This window comes from Neolewinella lacunae (genome assembly GCF_014349155.1).
Classification (GTDB): domain Bacteria; phylum Bacteroidota; class Bacteroidia; order Chitinophagales; family Saprospiraceae; genus Neolewinella; species Neolewinella lacunae.
Window position 1 is genome coordinate 1 of sequence record NZ_JACSIT010000040.1, and the last position, 19,232, is coordinate 19,232.

A 19,232-nucleotide genomic window follows, 5' to 3' on the forward strand; every position below is an offset into this window, starting at 1 on the left:
AATCTTTGCTGGATTATTATGCCGAAATCCTTGAGCAACGGGCTGACGAACTGCTCCAGATCAGTAAATACGTGGTAGTCGATGCGTACTTTTCCCGAAATCCATTCATCCAACGCGTTGTCAATGCAGGTTTTCATGTAGTCTCCCGCTTGCGTAAAAACGTCAGTCTGCGCTACTACTACAGCGGACCACAAAAGTCAAAAGGGCGGCCTAAGGAATATGCTGGCTTTGTCAACTTATTTAACCTTGATCCTGCCGTATTTAGTCGAGTGGAAGCGCTGAGTTCACCTCAAACCGTTGCTTGGACGGGCGTGGTTCAACTAAAAGTAGCAGGATTAAAAATCCGTATCGTGGTTATACACCAACTTGACGAAAAAAACAAAATCAAGTCTGTGAAGGTATACATGAGCACCGATGTTGATCAGCCAGCCGAACAAATTGTCCATGCTTACCGCTGTCGTTACCAACAAGAATTCATTTTCCGCGATGGCAAGCAGTTCAGCGGTTTAGAAGAGGGGCAAGGGCGTGATTGGCTTAAGATCGACTTCCACGTCAACTGCGCGCTAACGGTAGTTAATTTGGCTAAAGCTGCCCACCACTTAGCGGTTCCCGACCTTGAACGCGGAGCATTTTCCATGGCTGATATTACAACTGCCTATACCAATGAGCGCTTGGCTTTACGCATTTTCAGCAGGTGTGGGATTGACCCGAACCTGCCAAAAAGTCAAGAGGTACTGGCGGAGGTCAGGAACTACGCCGCTAGAGCAGCTTGAAATCGCAGCGGACCATTGGTATTGGGGTAGATAAAAAATCACTCGTCGCGCTCCAGCAAGATGCGGTGCCGCAGAGAATCGATCAAAATACACAGGCCAGCGTTGAAAACCGTCAGCGCTGCCGTGCCGTAGGCCACCCAGTTCAGCGTGCTGGCTCCGCTGGCTTTGTAGAAGCCGGCTTCCACGACGAGGCAGAGGCCAAAGGGAAGTATGACGAGGCCGAGGGGGGCTTTGATCAGCCAGGCGCGGCGGTGATTGACGGGGGCAGACATGGGTGAAAAATTGATGGTTTATGGGGCGCTTATTCTTCTTCGTTTTCTTTGGCGAAGGCGTGGCGGGCGGTGGTGAGTACTTTATTCAGGTCCGCCTTAGGATTCACAATGAGATAAGCGTCTATACTAGGATCCTCAAGGTGGTAGAAAGCGTTTCTGTCGATAAGGTTGAGCATGATTTTGCGATACACCCGAAATCTCTTTGAGGTCTCTTGATCCTCCTCGCTGTCCATCCGTGCGCCGATGAACCCAAAGCAAACCCCCTCTTCGTAACCAGCTTTGAGCAAATCAATCATCAAATGGGTAACGGTACTCAACACCTTTACGGCGTCGCTAAGGCCAGATATTTCCGTCCACTTATTTTTGGAATTTCTGGACTTATTCCGGCAAAAATCGATGGTGAAAAAATTTTCCGGATATTCCGTCACGTAAATCAAATAACGCTCTCCTTCCTTCGCATCGAAGCGATAGAGCAAAACCTCTTTATGGAAATCGCGACCAAACGCGCCCAGCCTACTTACCTTAAATACCTCGTAGGTGGAATCGAACATTTACGTAGCGTAGTCGTAAGCCGTAGTCCGTGAATTCCAAGCATCGTCTTGGCTGATGACCTTGAAACCACCGATGCTATCCACTTTCAGATCGTGCTGGGCAAAAAGCTGATCCAGGGTGGCCTGGTTTCTTTGGAGCGCCGCCATCAATTGGCCGATGCGCCCGTGCGCCCACGCGACTTTCCGACCGGGAGCGTGGTAGACTTGAGACAACTGATCGAGGTGTTGCTGGGTACGATCCCGCTGCAAACGCAGCCTTTTGTACTCTTGGGAAGAGAGGGTCCGACTGTCTACAGAAGACAGCAGTTTCGTAGCGTCATCCGTTTGCTGGATAATGGTCTTTATTTCCCGATTGAGGTAAAACCAGACCCAACGCAGGAAAATTTTATCCCAAATTCGTTTCAGTCGGTCGGAAGTACTAAGGCCCGTCTTGGTTCGGCCCAATAAGCTGTTGGTCCCCATGCCAATTTGCAAGAGACTCCAAGATTTACCGTCCAAGAAATGATCGGGCAGCGCGAGCATAATTGTAGGCTTGGGTAGGAACGGATAAAACGCCTAAAGGATAAGTTTCGGTTCAAAGATAGCCCAAATCTTTGGTTTTTCCTTCCCTCGACGTCCCTAGCTAGGCCCGTTTGCTGGCCAATTATCTATACCGTGGGCACTGTTTACTACGCTTTGTGTAGCCCGAAAGCTGGGTCCGGTGAACAGGCCTCACAAGGATGCGCTGGGTAGAAAGCCCCCCACCCACCCCCACTCCTCCACTCACCCGCCGCTGCTGGCTGTTCGTCGAAAACCAGCGACGGGGGTGCAACCCCGGGCTTAGGTTTGCGTCATTGAACGGAAATCACCGCCCCGGCGCGGAGTGCTTTTCCCCTCTTTCATTCTTCTTTTCCCCAAGTTACCACGACACTCAACCAAATGAAGCCTACTTTACTTTTCACCGCTTTTTTGTCCCTTCTCTGCACCTGCGTCAGCGCCCAAAGCCTGATCCGCGGGCAAGTACAAGACGCTGAGGGCCTGGCCGTTCCCTTCGCCAACGTGGCGCTCTACCTCCAGCAAGACTCCAGCCTGGTGAAGGTGGAGACGACCGACGAAAGCGGCCTTTTCCGCATCACGGGCGTGGCCGACGCGACGTACGACCTGGTGGTCAGCTACCTCGGTGCCCCCGACCTGCGCAAGCCCGGTCTGCAACTGAGCGGCCAGGCCATTGATCTGGGCGTTTTGGCCATGGCCCCCAACGCCGTTGAACTGGCCGAGGCTACCGTGACGGCCACCCGCGCGTTGGTGGAAATCAAGCCCGACCGGACGGTCTTTAACGTCCAGGGCACCATCAATGCCGTGGGCGACAATGGCCTGGACCTGCTCCGCAAAGCCCCCGGCGTGACGGTGGACAACAACGACAACATCAACGTTTTGAGCCGCTCCGGCGTGCTCGTGTACGTAGATGGCAAGCGCCTGCCGCTGGCCGGCGAAGACCTGAGCAACTACCTGCGCAGCCTCACCGCCGAACAGATTGACCGCATCGACATCATCACCAACCCCGGCGCGAAATACGAAGCCGAAGGCAACGCCGGCATCATCGACATCCGCCTGAAAAAAGCCGAAAACGAAGGTGCCAACGGCACCATCTCCACCACCGCCAGCCAGGGCCGCTACGCCCAGGCCAACGCCAACCTGACCGGCAACTACCGCAACCAAAGCTTCAACGCTTTTGGTACCCTCGCCTACGGCCACCGGCAATTCTACAACGAATTCGCCTTTGAAAGCTTTCAAAACGGGCTTTTCCTCGACGAAACCAACGTCTTTAAAAACACGTCGACCAACCCCAGCTTCCGCTTCGGCACCGACTTCTTCCTCAGCCCCGCCCACACCATCGGCTTCCTCGTCACCGGCCAGGAAAACATCGGCGAAGGTGACTCCTACAGCAACATCGACATCTACACCGTTGCCACCGGCCTGAGCACCCCCGATAGCCTGCTCCGCGCCCGCACCCTGGGCAAGGGCGACCGCCGGCAACAAACCTACAACCTCAACTACCGCTTCGACGGCGGCAAAGGCAAAAGCCTGAACGTTGACCTCGATTACGGCAACTTCCGCAACGATAACGTGCGCGACCAGCCCAATAGCTACCTCAGCCCCGACGGCAACGAAGTGATCAGCGTCTTCAACAACTATTTCGATACGCCCACCGACATCGAAATTACCACCGCCAAACTCGATTACGAGCAAGGCATCGGCACGGGCAACTTCAGCACGGGACTCAAATTCAGCAAGGTCGGCACCAAAAATACCTTCCTGTTCTACAACGTCGATGCCGCCAACGTCCGCACCCTCAACAACGACCGTTCCAACAAATTCGACTACGACGAAAACGTCTACGCCGCCTACCTCAACTACGCCGGCAAACTGAACGAAAAACTCAATTTTTCGGCCGGTCTGCGGGCGGAAGTCACCGACGCCATGGGCGTACTTACGCCCTTCCGCGTTGACCTCCAGGAGCCGCCGGTGGAGCTCAATTACATCAGCTTCTTCCCCAGCGCTGGCCTGACCTACACCCTCGACGCGCAAAAAGGCAATACCGTTGCGCTCAACTACGGCCGCCGCATCAACCGCCCGGATTACAATATCCTCAACCCCTTCCGCAACCAGATCAGCCAGCTGAGCTACGAAAAAGGCAACCCTTTCCTGAGTCCGGAAATCGTCGATAACGTTGAACTGGGCTACACCCTGGCCTACCGCTACAATTTCAAACTGGCCTATAGCCGGACGAGCAACCAGATTACCCGTCTGCTGGGCCCCGATGAAGTAGACCCCCGCGCGGGATTCATCGGCTGGGATAACCTGGCCGTCCAGACGAATTACAGTTTCAACGCTGCCTTGCCCTTTACCGTAACGCCCAAATGGAATGCCTTTGTGAACATCTCCGGCGGCTACATCGATAACCAGGCCGACTACGGTGATGGCGTTACGATTGACGTACAGGCCTTCACGTACAGCATTTTTTCCCAGCAGACTTTCAACCTCCCCAAGGGCTTCACCGCCGAGGTAAGTGGTTATTTTGCCGGGCCTGGTGTTTGGGGCGGGGTATTCGTGTACAAAACCAGCGGTTCGCTTAACCTGGGCTTGCAGAAGCAGTTTTTCAACAAACAGCTCAACGTAAAGATCAGCGGCAACGACCTGCTCTACACCACCGGCTGGCGCGGTTCCTCCGAATTTAACGGTCTGGTCAGCAGCGGCGGCGGCAATTGGGACAGCCGGCGGGCCACCCTCAGCCTGAGCTACAACTTCGGCAACCAAAAAGTGAAGAGCCGGCGGCGGGACACTGGCCTGGGCGATGAAGCGCGGCGGGCTGGTGGCGAATAAGGGCGCGGCCGCAGGTGCTCCCCCCCGACCCCCCGAAAGGGGGGAGAAAGGACAAGGAGCAAAGCCCTCACCCCTGCCAGCCAGTTCCGTCCCCTCCCAACCAAGCCCGGAGCCAAGACCAGAGATGGCGCGCACAGCGAATTGTGCGCGCCATCTTTTTTTGGCCAGCAGTAAGGTGGGCGATTACCGACCACAAAATCGGCTACAACGATTAGTTATCCACGTCAAAATATCCTGCCGGTCGACAACGCAGACACCATAACTTCGACATTGGAAAAGGAGGACGCTATTCCCGGGTCCAGCGCTGCATAGCGGGATAGGGAGCAACACCTTCATTTCTCAATTCCGCCGGCAGGGCAGTCATCCCCATCCACTGCAGGAGTGGAAGGCCGAGGTAATTCCCAGACGAATACTCGGCCAGCAGCCAATCCGCCTGCCCTTTATAGGCCTTTTCGTTGAAGACCTCCGTGAGGGGTATGCCCAGGTGGTGGGCCGCTGCGACCGACCAGGCAATGACGCCCAATTCGTAGGTATGTTCCTCCCCGACGCTGTCCGCAACATTTTCATTGACCTGCGGGCGCAGCGCTGCCGGTACGCAGGCCAGGTGCCCCGCTTCGTGCAGCACATCGCCTACGCACAGGAGGTTGGCGGGGTTGATGAGCAACTCGCCGTCCTTGATTTTTACCCCGTCGAGAAAGGCGGTAAAATTTTCGCTGGTCAGGGTAAATTGGATCCCCGTGGAGGCCAGGAAATCGATGATCCTCGCCAATAGTTCGGGCTGGGGGGAGAGGGAAAGATGTGCGGTGGTGTCCATGTGGTGCAAGGTAAAGCGGGATGCAATAAGCACTGCCTTCTTTTTGTGCTTTGGTGGAGGCACCCCTTCAATTTGTATACGGACTTTCGGTACACATGAAGGCCTGGCTGAGGGTGCCCCACCCGAACATCCACATTCCGGCTGGGGACACCCTCAGCCGGCATTTTCTCGCCCCCCACCCTCCTAAAACATTGACCATCAGCTGAAACAATTTCCCGTATTTTTGAAGCAACACTACCCCGCACTTTGCACTACGCTGCGGAGCTCCCGTAACAGAGACCAAAACCGGGGCATCAACCACCAAATCCATCTTCCTATGAAATACGCATTGACTTTCCTCCTCCTCTGCTGCGGTGCTTTGGGCTTTTTGCAGGCCAACAACATCACCGTGAGCAACGTCACGCTCATCGGTCAAGACGCCGCTGCGGGCACCACCCAGATCCAGTTCGACCTCAGCTGGGAAAATTCCTGGCGCATCAGCGTAGGGCCCGGCAATTACGACGCCGCCTGGGTATTTGCCAAGTACCGCGTCAACGGCGGCGCCTGGCGTCACGCTACCCTCCAAAATACGGGTAATGTGGCCGCAGCTGGCTCTACCATCGACGTGGCCGATAACGTCGGGGCCTTCATCTACCGTTCGGCCGATGGATCTGGAGACGTTGATTGGCAGAACCTCCAACTCCGCTGGGACTACGATGCCAACGGCGTGGACGACAATGCGGTCGTCGACGTGCAAGTCTTCGCCATCGAGATGGTCTACGTTCCCGAAGGTGCTTTCCGGATGGGGAGCCCACTCTCGGGTGCGGCCGACCTCCGCGGCGAGTTTTTCACCCGGACCGCCCCACCCATCAGCCTGCAAGTACCCTACGAGGTGACCAGCGAAGCGGCCATCACCGTAGCTAACGGACAAGGCACCCTCTTCTACGCCAACAACGAACCGGGGGCCAACAACAACGGCGACCAACTCGGGCCCATTCCCGCCGCTTTCCCCAAGGGCTTCAATGCTTTTTACTGCATGAAATACGAAACCAGCCAGGAGCAGTGGGTAGCCTTTTTCAACAGCCTGACGCCCGCCCAGCAAGCCAACCTTGACCTAACTGGCTCCATGGGCAAAAACAGCGACGAGGTACAGTTGCGCAATGGCATCAGCTGGGCGGACAACGGCAATGCCACCACCAGCCTACCCAACGTTGCGGTAAATTATGCGGCTACCCTGATGACCCTGGCCTACCTCGATTGGTCGGGCCTGCGCCCCTTCACGGAACTGGAATACGAAAAAGCCTGCCGGGGGCCACTGGCTCCGGTGGCTTCGGAACTGGCCTGGGGCAACGCCAACGTCACCAGCACCCTGTACGAAGTGAGTAACGCGGGCGCGCCCAACGAAGGAGTCAGCAATCCAGGCGTCGGCACCGGCAATATGGTTTTTTTTACAAGTACGGCCATTGGTCCACTCCGCGTCGGGGCACTCGCCGCCAGTGCGGTCAATAGCACCCGGGAAGAAAGTGGCGGCAGCTACTACGGCATTATGGAACTTTCGGGCAATCTGTACGAGCGGGCGGTTACGGTAGGCAATCCCGCCGGCCGCGCCTTCACGGGTGCGCACGGGGATGGCGTAATTACCACCGCCGGTGCCGCCAACGTAACCGGCTGGCCCACCACGGCCACCGGAATTGGTTACCGGGGCGGGAGCTACAGCAACACTGTACCCTTCTGCGCCGTCAGCGACCGCTTCGATGCGGCCACCACCCTCACCAACGGCAACGCCCGCCTGGGCTTCCGGGGCGCACGCACTGCCCAATAGTCCCACAAAGCTTCTCCCATGCGCTACTTAACGACACTGCTGCTGGGGCTGGCCGGGCTTTCCCCTCCGCTGCTGGCCCAGTTTTCCGGAGGACCGGGAGACGGCTTCACCCAGCGGCGCACCATCCAACTCGATCTTACGGGAGTGCCCGTCGGGGTGCGTCCCCTCTACCTCGGTGGCTCCGACGATGGCTTTGCCCGGGCGGGTGGTGCCTTCAGCCTGACCGGGCAATCCCTGACCGTCCTGTACGGCGGCGGCCGGGGCGATGGTTTTGACCGGGCGGGCGGCTCGCTTACCCTCGGCGGGCAGTCCCTGGCCATCCTCTACGGCGGCGGACCGGGCGACGGCTTCGACCGATCCAGCAACTCCCTCACCCTCAGCGGGCAAACGCTGGCCATTCTCTACGGCGGCGGACCGGGCGACGGCTTCGACCGATCCAGCAACTCCCTCACCCTCGGCGGGCAGACCTTGGCCATCCTCTACGGCGGCGGGCCGGGGGATGGTTTCGACAAGCAAACCTTCGCCGGCAGCCTGGCGGGCACCATGTTCATGCTCTACGGGGGCGGACCCGGCGACGGCTTCGACCGGGCCATCGTAGCGGCTACCCTCGGCGGCTTCAACCTGGCGGACCTCTACCGCGGGGGGGCGGGCGACGGCTTCGACTACGCCACCTATTTCGGCTCCATCCCCCTGCCTTTGCTGCTCATCCGCTTTGAGGCCTTCCCCGAGCAGGACTACGTATTGATCCGCTGGCAGACCGAAGACGAAGTGGCCACCGACTACTTCACCATCGAAAAGACCCGGGATGGCCGCGACTTCGCCTTCGTCGGCGAAACCGAAGCGGCGGGCTTCAGCGAACCGGGAGAAAGGCTCGACTACCAGCTCAAGGACCACCAGCCCTACCCCGGCACCTCGTTTTACCGCTTGATGACGACGGACCTGGACGGGGCCATCTCCCTGAGCCACCTCGTAGAAGTACAGCTTTCCGACGCGCGGGCCAACTGGGATTTCCTCCTCTTCCCCAACCCCAATACGGGCAGCCAGGTCAACGTCCGCCCCTCCGGCCTGGAGCCCGGGGCCACGGTGACGCTGGAGATTTTCGACGCCGCCGGAAAACACCTCCTGCAACGCACCCTGACGGCCACCGGGGCCGACCACCGCTTCGAGCTGCAACGCAAACTCTCCCCCGGCTCCTACCTCATCCGGATGACGGACGCGGCGGGCATCATCAAGGCCAAATTGCTCCTGGTAGGCAGGTAGGCGGTCCAGACTTCCCCCGCTCCCCTACCCTCCTTTGCACCTGCGTTCGCGCCCACAGCCCAATTCCCCTTTTGGGGGCTAGGGGGCTTTGGGGCGCGGCCGCAGGTGCAGGGAAAGAAACCAAGGAGCCGGGCGCGGACTACCAACCCAGCGCCCGCAGTATTTTGCCGAATATCTCGGTATTCTCAAAAACGCCGCCAAACGTCTCCGCCTGCGGGCCGTAGGCAAAAATGGGCACCAAAATTCCGGTATGGTCGACGCTCAGAAAATCGGCCCGGACCGTGCCTGCGCCGTCGCCACCCGCGATCCCCAGGCCACCAGTTTCGTGGTCGGCGGTGATGATGACCAGCGTATTTTTTGTCTGATCGGCAAAGCGCAGTGCTTCGCCCACCGCCTGGTCAAAATCCAGCCCTTCGGAAATGATGGTGGCAATATCGTTGGCGTGGCCCCCATTATCAATCTGGGCGCCTTCGACGAGCAGAAAAAAGGGCTTTTTCGCGTCATTTAATACCTGTAATGCTTTCTCGACACTTGCTGGCAGAAAGTCTCCCCGGCCATTAAGAGCCGAAGGCATTTTTCCCGCGCCGTTGTAAATGGCCGTTGGGTTTTGCAAGTCTTTAAATTCTTCCAAGGTTTGGGTGACGAATTTTTGCGCAATAATTTGCTCAGCCGACTTTCCTCCGGAAATAAAAAAATCGAGTTCACTCTGCACTAAATCAGCCAGTATTTTTTCACTGTCGTCCCGTTCACTGGTATGCGCGTAAAAGGCAGAAGGCGTGGCACCGTCAATCCCGTCCGTAGTGATGATGCCTGTATTATATCCTTTGCCGCTGAGGATTTCGACGAGCGTTGGAAGGCTTTTGCCGGCGGGGTCCACCCCGATGGCGCGGTTGTTGGTTTTTACGCCGGTAGCGATGGCGGTGCCCGCGGCGGCGGAGTCGGTCACCGGATCATCTGCGGCGGAGGTATTGACCAGGCCGATGGTTTTGAGATGAGCCAACGAGAGTTTGCCCCGATTGGCCAGCAAGGCGGCAGAGATCTGCGCCAGGCCATTGCCATCGCCGATCAGGAGGATGACGTTCCGGGGTTTTTGCTTTGCCTTGAGCGAATAAGTGGGCTGGTAGACGGTCCGTTCGAGGGGGGCGGGGTGGGTGCGCTGGTCCAGTTTATCCAGGAAGGCCCGTGCCTGGGCGGGTGCGTCGGTGTTGATGTAGCCCACACCGAGCTGGGCGAAACGGGTCCAGGCAGTTTTGGTGTCCGGCGTTGCCCAGAAACGGAAAGGGATGCCCGTAGCCCGGGCTTTTTCCAAGGCGGCGAGTACTTTGGCGGCGTCCGGGGCGGTCATTCTTCCGTAGCCGTTCCACACCGAATAGGCTTTGAAGTTCTGACTGATCATGGCAACTTTCCCCAGACTGATCTCTCCCAAATCGTTGAGGTTTTGGTGGTCGAAGTAAATAAAGGCCGGGTAATTGGCGTAGTCCTGAGCCTTGGGACGATTGCCAGAAATTACGAATTTGATTTTCTTTTCGTCCACCAGCGCGGGATGATCCCCGAGAACGGCAACTACTTTTTCCATGCTTTGGTAGGCTTCCGATTTCAGGTCAATGAGCAGTTGAACCGGCCGGATGCTGCCGGCTTCCACCAGGCGCTGGAGCGGTTCCAGATAAAGACTTTCGAAGGTTCGCCCAGACTGAATTTCTGCTTCGGCGTGGGTGACGAAGAGGGTATCGTTCTTCAAAAACAAATCCACCTCAATGGAATTCGCTCCACTGGCGTAGGCGGACCAAAAGGGGACTTCCCGCTGGTAATCGTTGTGGGAATGTACCTGGTAGAGCGACTGGGCCAGCACCCACTGGCTGGCCAGGGCAAAAAAGAGCAGGCTGGCCCGCAATAACATGTTTTTCATGGTCGGATATTTGAGAACGACTGGATATTGAGGGCCTGGAGCATCCGGAAATAAATTTCATTGTTCTGGTAAATGCCCTGAAAGTAGTCTTCACCCGGCCCTTTGGCAAATACGGGCACCAGTTCTGCACTGTGTTGGTTGGAGTTGAAGCGGATGGCCACTTCCGATGGAATGACTTTCTGCTGACCAAAGACCTTGTACGCTTCGTATTGCTTATCGAGGCTCACGCCCCCGGTTTCGTGATCGGCGGTGACGACCAGCAAAGTATTCGGATGCTTTTCCAGATAAGCCAATACTACGCCCAGGGTCTCGTTAAAATCGGCCATTTCCTGGATCAGCATCGTGTCGTTCTCTGCGTGGCCAGCCCAGTCTATGTAGGAGCCTTCGACCATGAGGAAAAAGGGTTTTCCGCTTTCGCTCAGGTAGTCGAGGCCCAGTTGCGTGGCATCGGGCAGGAAGTTTCCCCGGCCTTCCACTTTGGATGGCAGGGATTCGGAGGCCAGGAAATAGCCATTCTTTTTCGCGGGGTCGTAGGCGGAAAGTTGCAGCGAATCGAGGTGATAATTACTGCCCAACAATTCCTGGTAGAGGTTTCTTTGGTCTTTTCGCTGGGTGAAGTATTTGAGTCCGCCGCCCGCAAAAAAATCCACCCGGGCGGTAGCCAGTTGGGCGGCGATGTCCTCGTGCTGGTCGCGGTCTTCAACGTGGGCGTAAAAGCAGGCCGGGGTGGCGTGGGTAATGGTGGTCAGGCTCACCAGGCCAGTTTGGTAGCCAGCCTGGTCACGCAGCAATTCCAGAATAGAAGGCACGCTAAGCGAATCGGGGGACACCGAGATGGCCCGGTTATAAGACCGCACCCCGGTGGCCATAGCCGTAGCGGCAGCGGCCGAATCGGTGACTTTATGGCTGCTGCTGTTGGTTTTCATCAAGCCAATTTTCTCGAATTGCAGGAAATTGGGCGCGTCATCACCGAAATAAAAGGCAGAAGAAACCTGGGGTAGGCCCATGCCATCACCGATTAAAAATATGACGTTGATGGGGCCATCTTCTTTGGCTTGGGGAGTACACGCGCTCAGAGCCAGGAGTGCTAAAAACAGCGCTGAGGAGATTTTGGAAAGTCGAAGCATGGTGAGATTTTTTGAGGCAGGGCTGCGGTGGGAGGCAGATCTGCGCTCCCACCCTTCTCTGGTGCGTATGGCCCCAGAACAGCATCCGGTAAATGATCGAAAAAGGGTTTTTACGAACCCGATTCAGGTAAAAAGGGCGCGGCCGCAGGTGCGGTGGGATGGGATTAAAGAGCAATGCTTGGCAACCTGCTCCTTAATCCTTTCCCTTGCACCTGCGGCCGCGCCCAAATCCTTTAAAGCCGCCTAGTAACCGGCATTTTGTTCCAGATAACCGGGGGTGTTAGAAGCACCGTCGATGGCCGACTGGGGAATGGGGAACAAACGCTTGGTGGGCGTTGCGTCGGTTTTTTCCGTCCAGGCGTCTTCGTATTTACCAAAGCGGATCTGGTTGGTTCTTCTGAGGCCTTCCCAGTAGAATTCAAAGCCCAGTTCGCGGTACAGGACTTCGAGGTCAACGGCGGGCAGGGCGGCGGGAACGGGCTGGTGTGCGGTGCGGGAGGTCCGGACGGTATTCAGGTCGGCCAAAGCTGCGGCGTTATTTCCTTTGCGGAGTTGGGCCTCGGCGCGCATCAGGTACATTTCGGCTAAGCGCATCAGTACGATGTCAACGCTGCTGAAATCATTGGCATTGGGGGAGGTCCGGCTGAACTGGTATTTTGAGACCCGGTAGCCTTTGGAATGCAGGCGGCCTTCGTTGGTGAAGTCGATTTGCAATTCGTGGTTGACGTAACCGACGTTGCGATCGGGGCCGTTGCCTTTGGTTTGGATGACGGGGTAAATGCGGTAAACATTGGGGTTGCCGTCGCAGCGGAAAAATGCTCCCGAGGCGTCTTTGCGGGGTCCCCAAATCACACCGCGGATGATGCCACGGTCAAATTCGTAGTCTTCGGGGGTGGTGCAGTAGTAATGGTTCTCGTCGTTGGCGGGGGATAAACCGGTTAAATCCCGCAGTTCGGCCGGGATCTGCTGCTTTTGCTGGTAGAAGCGGATGTCGGCGGCGGCGGGGTCAACGTCGCCGTAGGCATCCACCCAGGTCTGGTAGAAGTCGGGGGTGATGGCGGGGCCGTCGGTGCCGTCAGAGCTGGGGAATTCGGGGCGGCCCCAGAGGGATCCGGCCAGAGACCAGTAAGTCCAGCGGCTTTCTTCGTTGCGCAGTACCCCGCGTTGATCGAGGGCGAAGATCAGTTCAGGGTTGCTGCGGTTTTCATCGTTGAACATTTCAAAGTAACCAGGAGACAATTGGTAGGTACCTGAACTGATGACGTTGGTGGTGTACTCAATGACTTTGTCCATATCGGCGTCGGTGAAGCTGGGCGTGCCGTAGGGGTCGCGGTACACTGGCGCATTGAGGTGCAGACGCGCCAGAAAGCCCCATACGGCTCCTTGGGTCATTCTCCCGGATCCGAGGTCGGTGTTGATGACGTTGACAACTGACTGAAATTCGCTGTCAAGGTAATTCACAGCCGCCTGGCCCCGGAGGATTTCGGAGGTCTCGGTGGAGCGCTCTTTTTTGAAGATCAGGCCCCAGCTGTCAAGCATCAACAAATTGAGGTAGCCCCGCAGCGCCTTCATTTCGTAGAGCGCGCTTTCGGCTTCGCGGTTGCCCATTTCGGCCAGCGGCGTCAGGGTCTCGATGGCGGTGAGGGTGCGGGAAATGTTTTTGGAAAGTTCGTTCCAGGAGCTGCTCACCAGGTCGTTGGTCGGCGTAGTCGTATGGGCGTGTACGGCCAGGAATTTGCCCCCGTCAAACCAATCTGTTCCACCGCGGTGGGGCAGGATGGCCTCGTCGGCCGCAATCAACTGCAGGCCGTAGTAGTTGGTGTGCCGCCAGGTCCAGGAGATTTGTCCGTAGGCCGGGGCAATCGCTCCGCTGATGGTTTCGGACAAACCGCTGCCGGTGAAGGATTCGTCCAGCACAACTTCTTGCAGATCGGTACAGCTGGCCAGAATGGTAAAAAAGCTGACCAGGAGGGTGTACTTATAGATATATTTCATCTTAAAAGATCTTTGAGATTTACAACGTGACATCTAAGCCGACGAGGAAGGTTCTTCCCCGGGGGTAGCTGAAGTAATCGATGCCGAAGGTTTGGATGTCTCCGATGGAGCTGCCCGTGTTGATCTCGGGGTCGTAACCGGAGTAATTGGTGAAGAGCAGGAGGTTTTGGCCGGTGAGGTACACGCGGATGTTCTTCACTGCCTGGCCGATGCCCAATTGTTCCAGGTTAAAGTTGTAACCCAGGGAAGCGTTGTTCAAGCGCAGGAAATCGCCGGACTCAAGGTAGCGGGTAGAGACCCGGTTGGAGTTGGAAACATCTTCGTTGGGGAATTCCACCGCCCGGTCCGTGGTGTTGAGGGAGTTGGAAAGGTTTCCTTTATTGAAGATGGAAAGGGCTACGTGGTTGAAGATCTGGTTGCCACCGACACCGTTGAAATTTAGGCCCAGGTCGAAGTTCTTGTAGGCAAAGTTGAAATTCATGGCGTAGATGTAGGTAGGCAGGGCCGTCCCCGCCGCAAAACGGTCGTTGTCCAGAATTTGGCCGTCGCCATTGACGTCCGCAAACAGGTTCAGGCCGTCTTCGCCGATGCCAATGAAGTCCTGCACGAAGAAGGTACCAATTGGTTCGCCGTTGAGGACGCCGTTGATGGTAGCCCCGGTTTGGCCAGCTCCGCGTACCGCCCCCGTGGTGAGGATGCTGTAGGGCGAATTAACCACCTCATTATCGGTAATGGAGATGTTGCCCCCGATGCTGTAGGAGAAGTCTTTGGATTCGTCGCTGCGGTAATTAAGGGCCAGTTCCACTCCGGTGTTGCGAATTTCCATGTTGGGGATGTTCGTCCAGAATTTATCCGTGGGCTGGATGGGATCTACCGGTGCCACTTCCAGCAGGATGTTGCTGGAGACTTTGTTGAAGACGTCCAGGTTACCCGTCAGGCGGTAGTTGAAGAGTCCGAAGTCAAGTCCGACGTTCGTCTGCGTGGATACTTCCCACTGGATATCGGGGTTGGCCAGGCGGGTGTAGATGGAGCCGTAGGGGTAGCCGCTCAGGTCCGTGGCGTTGGGGTCCAGGGGGTAGGTATCGTTGCCGCTGTTGCTTTCCGTGAAACTCGCCTGGGTGATTTTCGAGGGAATTTCCTGGTTGCCCGTTTGTCCCCAGCTGCCGCGCAGTTTCAGGTAGGTAAAAACTTCGCTGCCCGCCAGGAAATTTTCGTTGGAGAGGTTCCAACCCACGGCTACCGAGGGAAAATAGCCGTATTTATTGTTGGCGCCGAATTTGGAGGAACCGTCGGCCCGCATGGTGGCCGTTACCAGGTATTTGTCGTCAAAACTGTAATTGACGCGTCCGAAGAAAGACTGCAATTCATTTACGGTTGCAAAGGCCGACTGGCTGGTCGGCTCGCTGGCCGCACCGATCTGGTAGCGGGGCTCTACGCCGTTGTCGGGGAAGCCGGAGGTGAAAAATCCTTTTCCGCTGACTTCCGTTTTCTGGAAGGAGTGGCCGGCCAGCAAGGAAATGCTCTGCCGCTCCTTGACAAAAGAGTAGGTCAGGGTATTTTCCGCCTGGGAGTTGGTATTGGGATTGAAGGTAGTGCTTACGCTGCCCAGTTCAAAATCGGCAATGCTGGGATAGGGAATGAATTGTACGTCGCGGTCGGTCGTAGAATAATCAATGCCCAGGTTCAGCTTGTAGACCAGGCCCTTGACGATTTCAATCGAGGGGGAGATGTTGGCCAGGATGCGGTTGTTGTAGGACAGGTCGTCGAAGATGGACTCCCGGACCAGGGGGTTGATGTTGTCGCCCACCAAATCCGTTGGCACGCCATTTACGGTGCTGGGGAAGGTGGGGTTCAGCTGGAGCATATCCGTGACTACGGAATTGATGTTGGCCCGGCTGTTCTCGAAGCGGCTGGCGGAGAAATTGAAGTCCATCCGCAGGCGCTCGTTCAGGGCCCGCTGGGTCATGTTCAGGCGGGCGGAATACCGCCTCAGGTTGTTGTTGCGCAGGATGCCTTCCTGGTCTTCGCCGGAAAAGGAGGCGAAATAGGAAGAATTCCGGGAGCCGCCGGTAGCGGAGAGGTTGACGCGTTTGGCGTTCGCCGTTCTGGTCAGTTCATCCTGCCAGTCGGTATTCGCGCCACCGTCGTTGAGGATGCCGCCGATGGCGTTGATTTGGTTGCGGAATTCGCTGGCGGAAAATACGTCTATTTTGCTGGCCAAAGTGGTAATGGCCGTGGAAGCGGAAACGTTGATTTGCGACTGCCCGCCCACGCCTTTTTTGGTGGTAATTACAATCACCCCGTTCGCTGCCCGTGCACCGTAAATGGCGGCGGCGGAAGCGTCTTTCAATACATCGATACTTTCGATATCTTGCGGATTGATAAAATTCAGCGGGTTGGTAGGAACGCCGTTTCCGGAATTATCCAGTGCAAACCCGTCAATAACGAATAATGGGGTGGTTCCAGACCGCAAACTGCCGACGCCGCGGACGATAATATCCTGGCCCGCGCCGGGTTCACCGCTGGCCGAAGTGACATTTACGCCGGCCACTTTTCCCTGCAATAATTGCCCGGGGTTGGTGACAACGCCTTGATTAAAATCCTTGCTCTTCAGGGAGGCAATGGATCCGGTTACGTCGGATCTTTTTTGGGAGCCGTAGCCCACCACAATAATCTCATCCAATTGCTGGGCATTGGCCTCCAGGGTAATTTCCAGGCTGGTCAGGGATTCCAGGGTAACCGCCTTTGGCTTCATCCCTAAATAGCTGAATTCCAGCACATCACCTACCGTGGCGGCAATGCTGAAGCGTCCCTCAAAATCCGTAATTTCGCCTCTGGAAGTGCCCCTTACAAGGACGGTGACGCCCGTCAGTGCTTCGTTGCTTTCGTCAACAACAACTCCAGTGACCTGGCTTTGCGCCCACGCGGTGGAAAGCGCACTAAATACCAGTGCAAATAGTAATAAAAATCTCGTTCTCATCCCATAGTGCTTTTGATGGCGCAAAATTACTAGGAGGAATGAATGCCCGTACCGATCTGCGGTTAAACCTGCATTAAGTTAATTCGTTGGTAAATGCACGTTTTTTTTCTGGCAGGTTGAGCAAAGGTTAACTTTTACCCTAACCCTGCACCTGCGTCCGCGCCCGCATCCATCAGAACATCAATATTTTGCGAAATTTTCCGGCTTTTACCCCAGCTGCATGGCAATAAACATTGATTTATTATTGGGTAGACAAGGTAAAACATACGTTAATAAATTGTATCTTATTTGGGCGCGGACGCAGGTGCGCGCTCCGTCTCCCGCAGGGGCGAGCATAGAAGGGCACCCAGCGCAGGGCCAATCCCGTGTTCAAGACCGTATTTGCAGGCAGAAGCCAGCGATCCGGCCCGAACACGCGACAAACCGCGCGGGTTTTAGCCTCGGCCAGAGGAATTAACCCCCGGCCCGGAGCAGAGACATGGCAACCCACGAAAACCTTAGCAAAATAGCGGTAATTGGCAGCGGGGCGAGCGCCATCTACCTCCTTCGGCACCTGTTGCGGCACCGGGATACCTTCCAGAACGTCATTCAGGAAATCGCCGTCTTTGAAAAGGACGAAGCGCTGGGTATGGGCATGCCCTACAACCCGCGCACGACCGATCTCTATAACCTCTCCAACATCTCCTCCGAAGAACTGCCGGAACTGCTGATGCCCTTCGTCGATTGGCTAAACGCGCAATCTGAAGAGCGCCTGGCGGAATTGGGCCTGGCCGACGAAAAAATCAGCGCCTCCGGGGTCTACAACCGCCTGGCGCTCGGCCAGTACCTGCAAGCGCAGTACTGCGGCATCGTCGAGGCCCTCCGCGCAGCCGGCATCCGCGTCTCCGAGTACACCAATACGGAGGTGACGGACCTCGTCTGTACGCCCGGCGCGGAAGACGTCGAGCTCCGGATTGCCGATGGCACTACCCATCGCTTCAGCAAAGTGGTCATCTCCACCGGTCACGCCTGGAAAGAAGAAGACGATGTGGAAAACGGGCTTTACGCTTCTCCCTGGCCCATCCACAAAATCTTACCCGCCGCCGGGACCTACCACAACTTCCGGATCGGCACCCTGGGCGCGTCCCTCAGCGCTTTTGACGTAGTTTCTTCCCTGGCGCGGCGGCACGGAACCTTTACAACGGCGGCCGACGGCACCATGCATTTCACGCCCGCCGAGGGTGCGGAAAACTTCCGTCTGGCCATGCACGCGGCCGATGGCTGGCTGCCTCACCTGCAATACGAACAAGCGGAGCCGATGCGGCAGATCTACCGGCACGTGGACCGGGAAAGCCTGCTCGCGCTGCAGGAAAAAAACGGACAACTCCGTCTGGATACCTACTTCAACCGGGTTTGCCGGCCCGCCCTGAGCGAGGCTTTTGCCCGCGATGGCCTCAATGGCGTAGTGGATAAGCTGGCCGACCCCGCCTTCCGCCTCAGCGATTTTGTGGCGCTCATGTCGGAGCGCCACGAATACCCCAACGCCTTCGAGGGCATGCGCGAGGAGATGAAAGAAGCCAAAAGATCCGTGGAGGGCGACCGGCCCATCCACTGGAAAGAAGTGATGGACGACCTGATGTACGGCCTGAACTTCCACGCTGAAATGCTGCCGGCCGAAGACCATATTTTGTTTCACCGCACGGTCATGCCCTTCCTGATGAGCGTGATCGCCGCGATGCCCCTGCCTTCGGGGAACCTGCTGCTGGCCCTCTACGATGCGGGCCGCATTGAGGTCATCCCCGGCTACGCTACCGTGGCAGAGGACCACCCACCCGGCAGGACGACCGTGGAGGTGGATGATGAAGGCAGGAAGTCGTCGGTAGACTACCGGATGTTCGTGCGGTGCAACGGGCAGCAGCCGGTGGGGTTGGACGAATACCCTTTCCGCTCGCTGGTGGAACAGGGGGCCGTCCGGCGGGCCCGATCGCAATTCGCGGACCCGGCAGCTGCGCAGGAACTGTTGGCCACGGAGCACGCCGAGCGGGTCTGCGAGGAAAACGGCAACTTTTACTACTACACGGGCGGCACGGAAATCGATGCCACCTACCGCGTCATCGGAGAAGACGGGCAGCCGAACGACCGCATTCACGACATCACCTTTACCCACACGACGGGGTCCCGGCCCTATTCCTACGGCCTGCAAGCCTGCAGTGCAACGAGTCAAATCGTAGTAGAAGCCTGGGCAAAAGCATTGGAGGATCCGGCGGGCGCGGCGGGCGACCTGGCCACGGTAACGATGATCTATAAAGAGACCAAAGAATTGTAGAAAAAAGGGCGCAGCACCGTCTGAACCAGGCAGGGTGAAACGGTGGCAGGATTGATCCACGGCAATGCAGGCGACGGACTTGGCA

13 protein-coding genes are annotated in these 19,232 nt (G+C 57.0%); 5 read left to right on the forward strand and 8 right to left on the reverse strand.

What is annotated here, in order from left to right; all coding sequences use genetic code 11:
* Nucleotides 1–773, forward strand: a 773-nt coding sequence (locus tag H9S92_RS01575; protein ID WP_187464848.1) for a transposase, incomplete at its 5' end; no start/stop codon positions are given.
* Nucleotides 774–811: 38 nt separating this feature from the next.
* Here H9S92_RS01575 and H9S92_RS01580 read toward each other — a convergent pair.
* From H9S92_RS01580 to H9S92_RS01590, 3 genes are read right to left on the reverse strand one after another with little or no spacing between them, the layout of a single operon-like run.
* Entirely contained in the window at nt 812–1,045 is a 234-nt protein-coding gene (locus tag H9S92_RS01580; protein ID WP_187464974.1) for a hypothetical protein, read from the reverse strand.
* Between the two features lie 29 nt (nt 1,046–1,074).
* Nucleotides 1,075–1,596 carry a hypothetical protein gene (locus tag H9S92_RS01585; protein ID WP_187464975.1) on the reverse strand — a complete coding sequence of 174 codons (522 nt, stop codon included), beginning with the start codon at nt 1,594–1,596 and terminating at the stop codon, nt 1,075–1,077.
* Nucleotides 1,597–2,070: a hypothetical protein gene (locus tag H9S92_RS01590; protein WP_222935933.1), complete on the reverse strand. Its 474-nt coding sequence runs from the start codon at nt 2,068–2,070 to the stop codon at nt 1,597–1,599. It lies immediately after the preceding gene.
* Between the two features lie 444 nt (nt 2,071–2,514).
* On the opposite strand from H9S92_RS01590, the gene H9S92_RS01595 reads away from it, so the two are divergent.
* On the forward strand, nt 2,515–4,959 hold the full coding sequence (locus H9S92_RS01595; protein ID WP_187464977.1) for a TonB-dependent receptor domain-containing protein: 2,445 nt from the start codon (nt 2,515–2,517) through the stop codon (nt 4,957–4,959).
* Between the two features lie 286 nt (nt 4,960–5,245).
* On the opposite strand, the gene H9S92_RS01600 is transcribed toward H9S92_RS01595, so the two are convergent.
* A complete protein-coding gene (locus tag H9S92_RS01600; RefSeq protein WP_187464978.1) occupies nt 5,246–5,773 on the reverse strand; it encodes a hypothetical protein in 528 nt (175 codons plus the stop codon).
* Nucleotides 5,774–6,089: 316 nt separating this feature from the next.
* On the opposite strand from H9S92_RS01600, the gene H9S92_RS01605 reads away from it, so the two are divergent.
* Together H9S92_RS01605 and H9S92_RS01610 are read left to right on the forward strand one after the other, a co-directional pair.
* Nucleotides 6,090–7,574: an SUMF1/EgtB/PvdO family nonheme iron enzyme gene (locus H9S92_RS01605; protein WP_187464979.1), complete on the forward strand. Its 1,485-nt coding sequence runs from the start codon at nt 6,090–6,092 to the stop codon at nt 7,572–7,574.
* A gap of 18 nt (nt 7,575–7,592) precedes the next feature.
* Entirely contained in the window at nt 7,593–8,834 is a 1,242-nt protein-coding gene (locus H9S92_RS01610) for a T9SS type A sorting domain-containing protein (protein WP_187464980.1), read from the forward strand.
* A gap of 139 nt (nt 8,835–8,973) precedes the next feature.
* On the opposite strand, the gene H9S92_RS01615 is transcribed toward H9S92_RS01610, so the two are convergent.
* The 4 genes from H9S92_RS01615 to H9S92_RS01630 form a co-directional block, all read right to left on the reverse strand.
* Nucleotides 8,974–10,740: an alkaline phosphatase gene (locus H9S92_RS01615; protein ID WP_187464981.1), complete on the reverse strand. Its 1,767-nt coding sequence runs from the start codon at nt 10,738–10,740 to the stop codon at nt 8,974–8,976.
* Nucleotides 10,737–11,867, reverse strand: a complete 1,131-nt coding sequence (locus H9S92_RS01620; RefSeq protein WP_187464982.1) for an alkaline phosphatase — start codon at nt 11,865–11,867, stop codon at nt 10,737–10,739. Before H9S92_RS01620 ends, H9S92_RS01615 begins: the two co-directional genes overlap by 4 nt.
* Before the next feature lie 243 nt (nt 11,868–12,110).
* Nucleotides 12,111–13,862 (reverse strand): RagB/SusD family nutrient uptake outer membrane protein, encoded by a 1,752-nt coding sequence (locus H9S92_RS01625; protein ID WP_187464983.1) that lies wholly within the window; start codon nt 13,860–13,862, stop codon nt 12,111–12,113.
* A 19-nt stretch (nt 13,863–13,881) separates the two neighbouring features.
* The gene (locus H9S92_RS01630) at nt 13,882–16,842 is read right to left on the reverse strand and encodes a SusC/RagA family TonB-linked outer membrane protein (protein WP_187464984.1); all 2,961 of its coding nucleotides are present in this window, start codon (nt 16,840–16,842) and stop codon (nt 13,882–13,884) included.
* A 478-nt stretch (nt 16,843–17,320) separates the two neighbouring features.
* Between H9S92_RS01630 and H9S92_RS01635 the strand changes: the two genes are divergently transcribed.
* Nucleotides 17,321–19,147, forward strand: coding sequence for an FAD/NAD(P)-binding protein (locus tag H9S92_RS01635; RefSeq protein WP_187464985.1), 1,827 nt, complete (start codon nt 17,321–17,323; stop codon nt 19,145–19,147).
* Nucleotides 19,148–19,232: the final 85 nt, after the last annotated feature.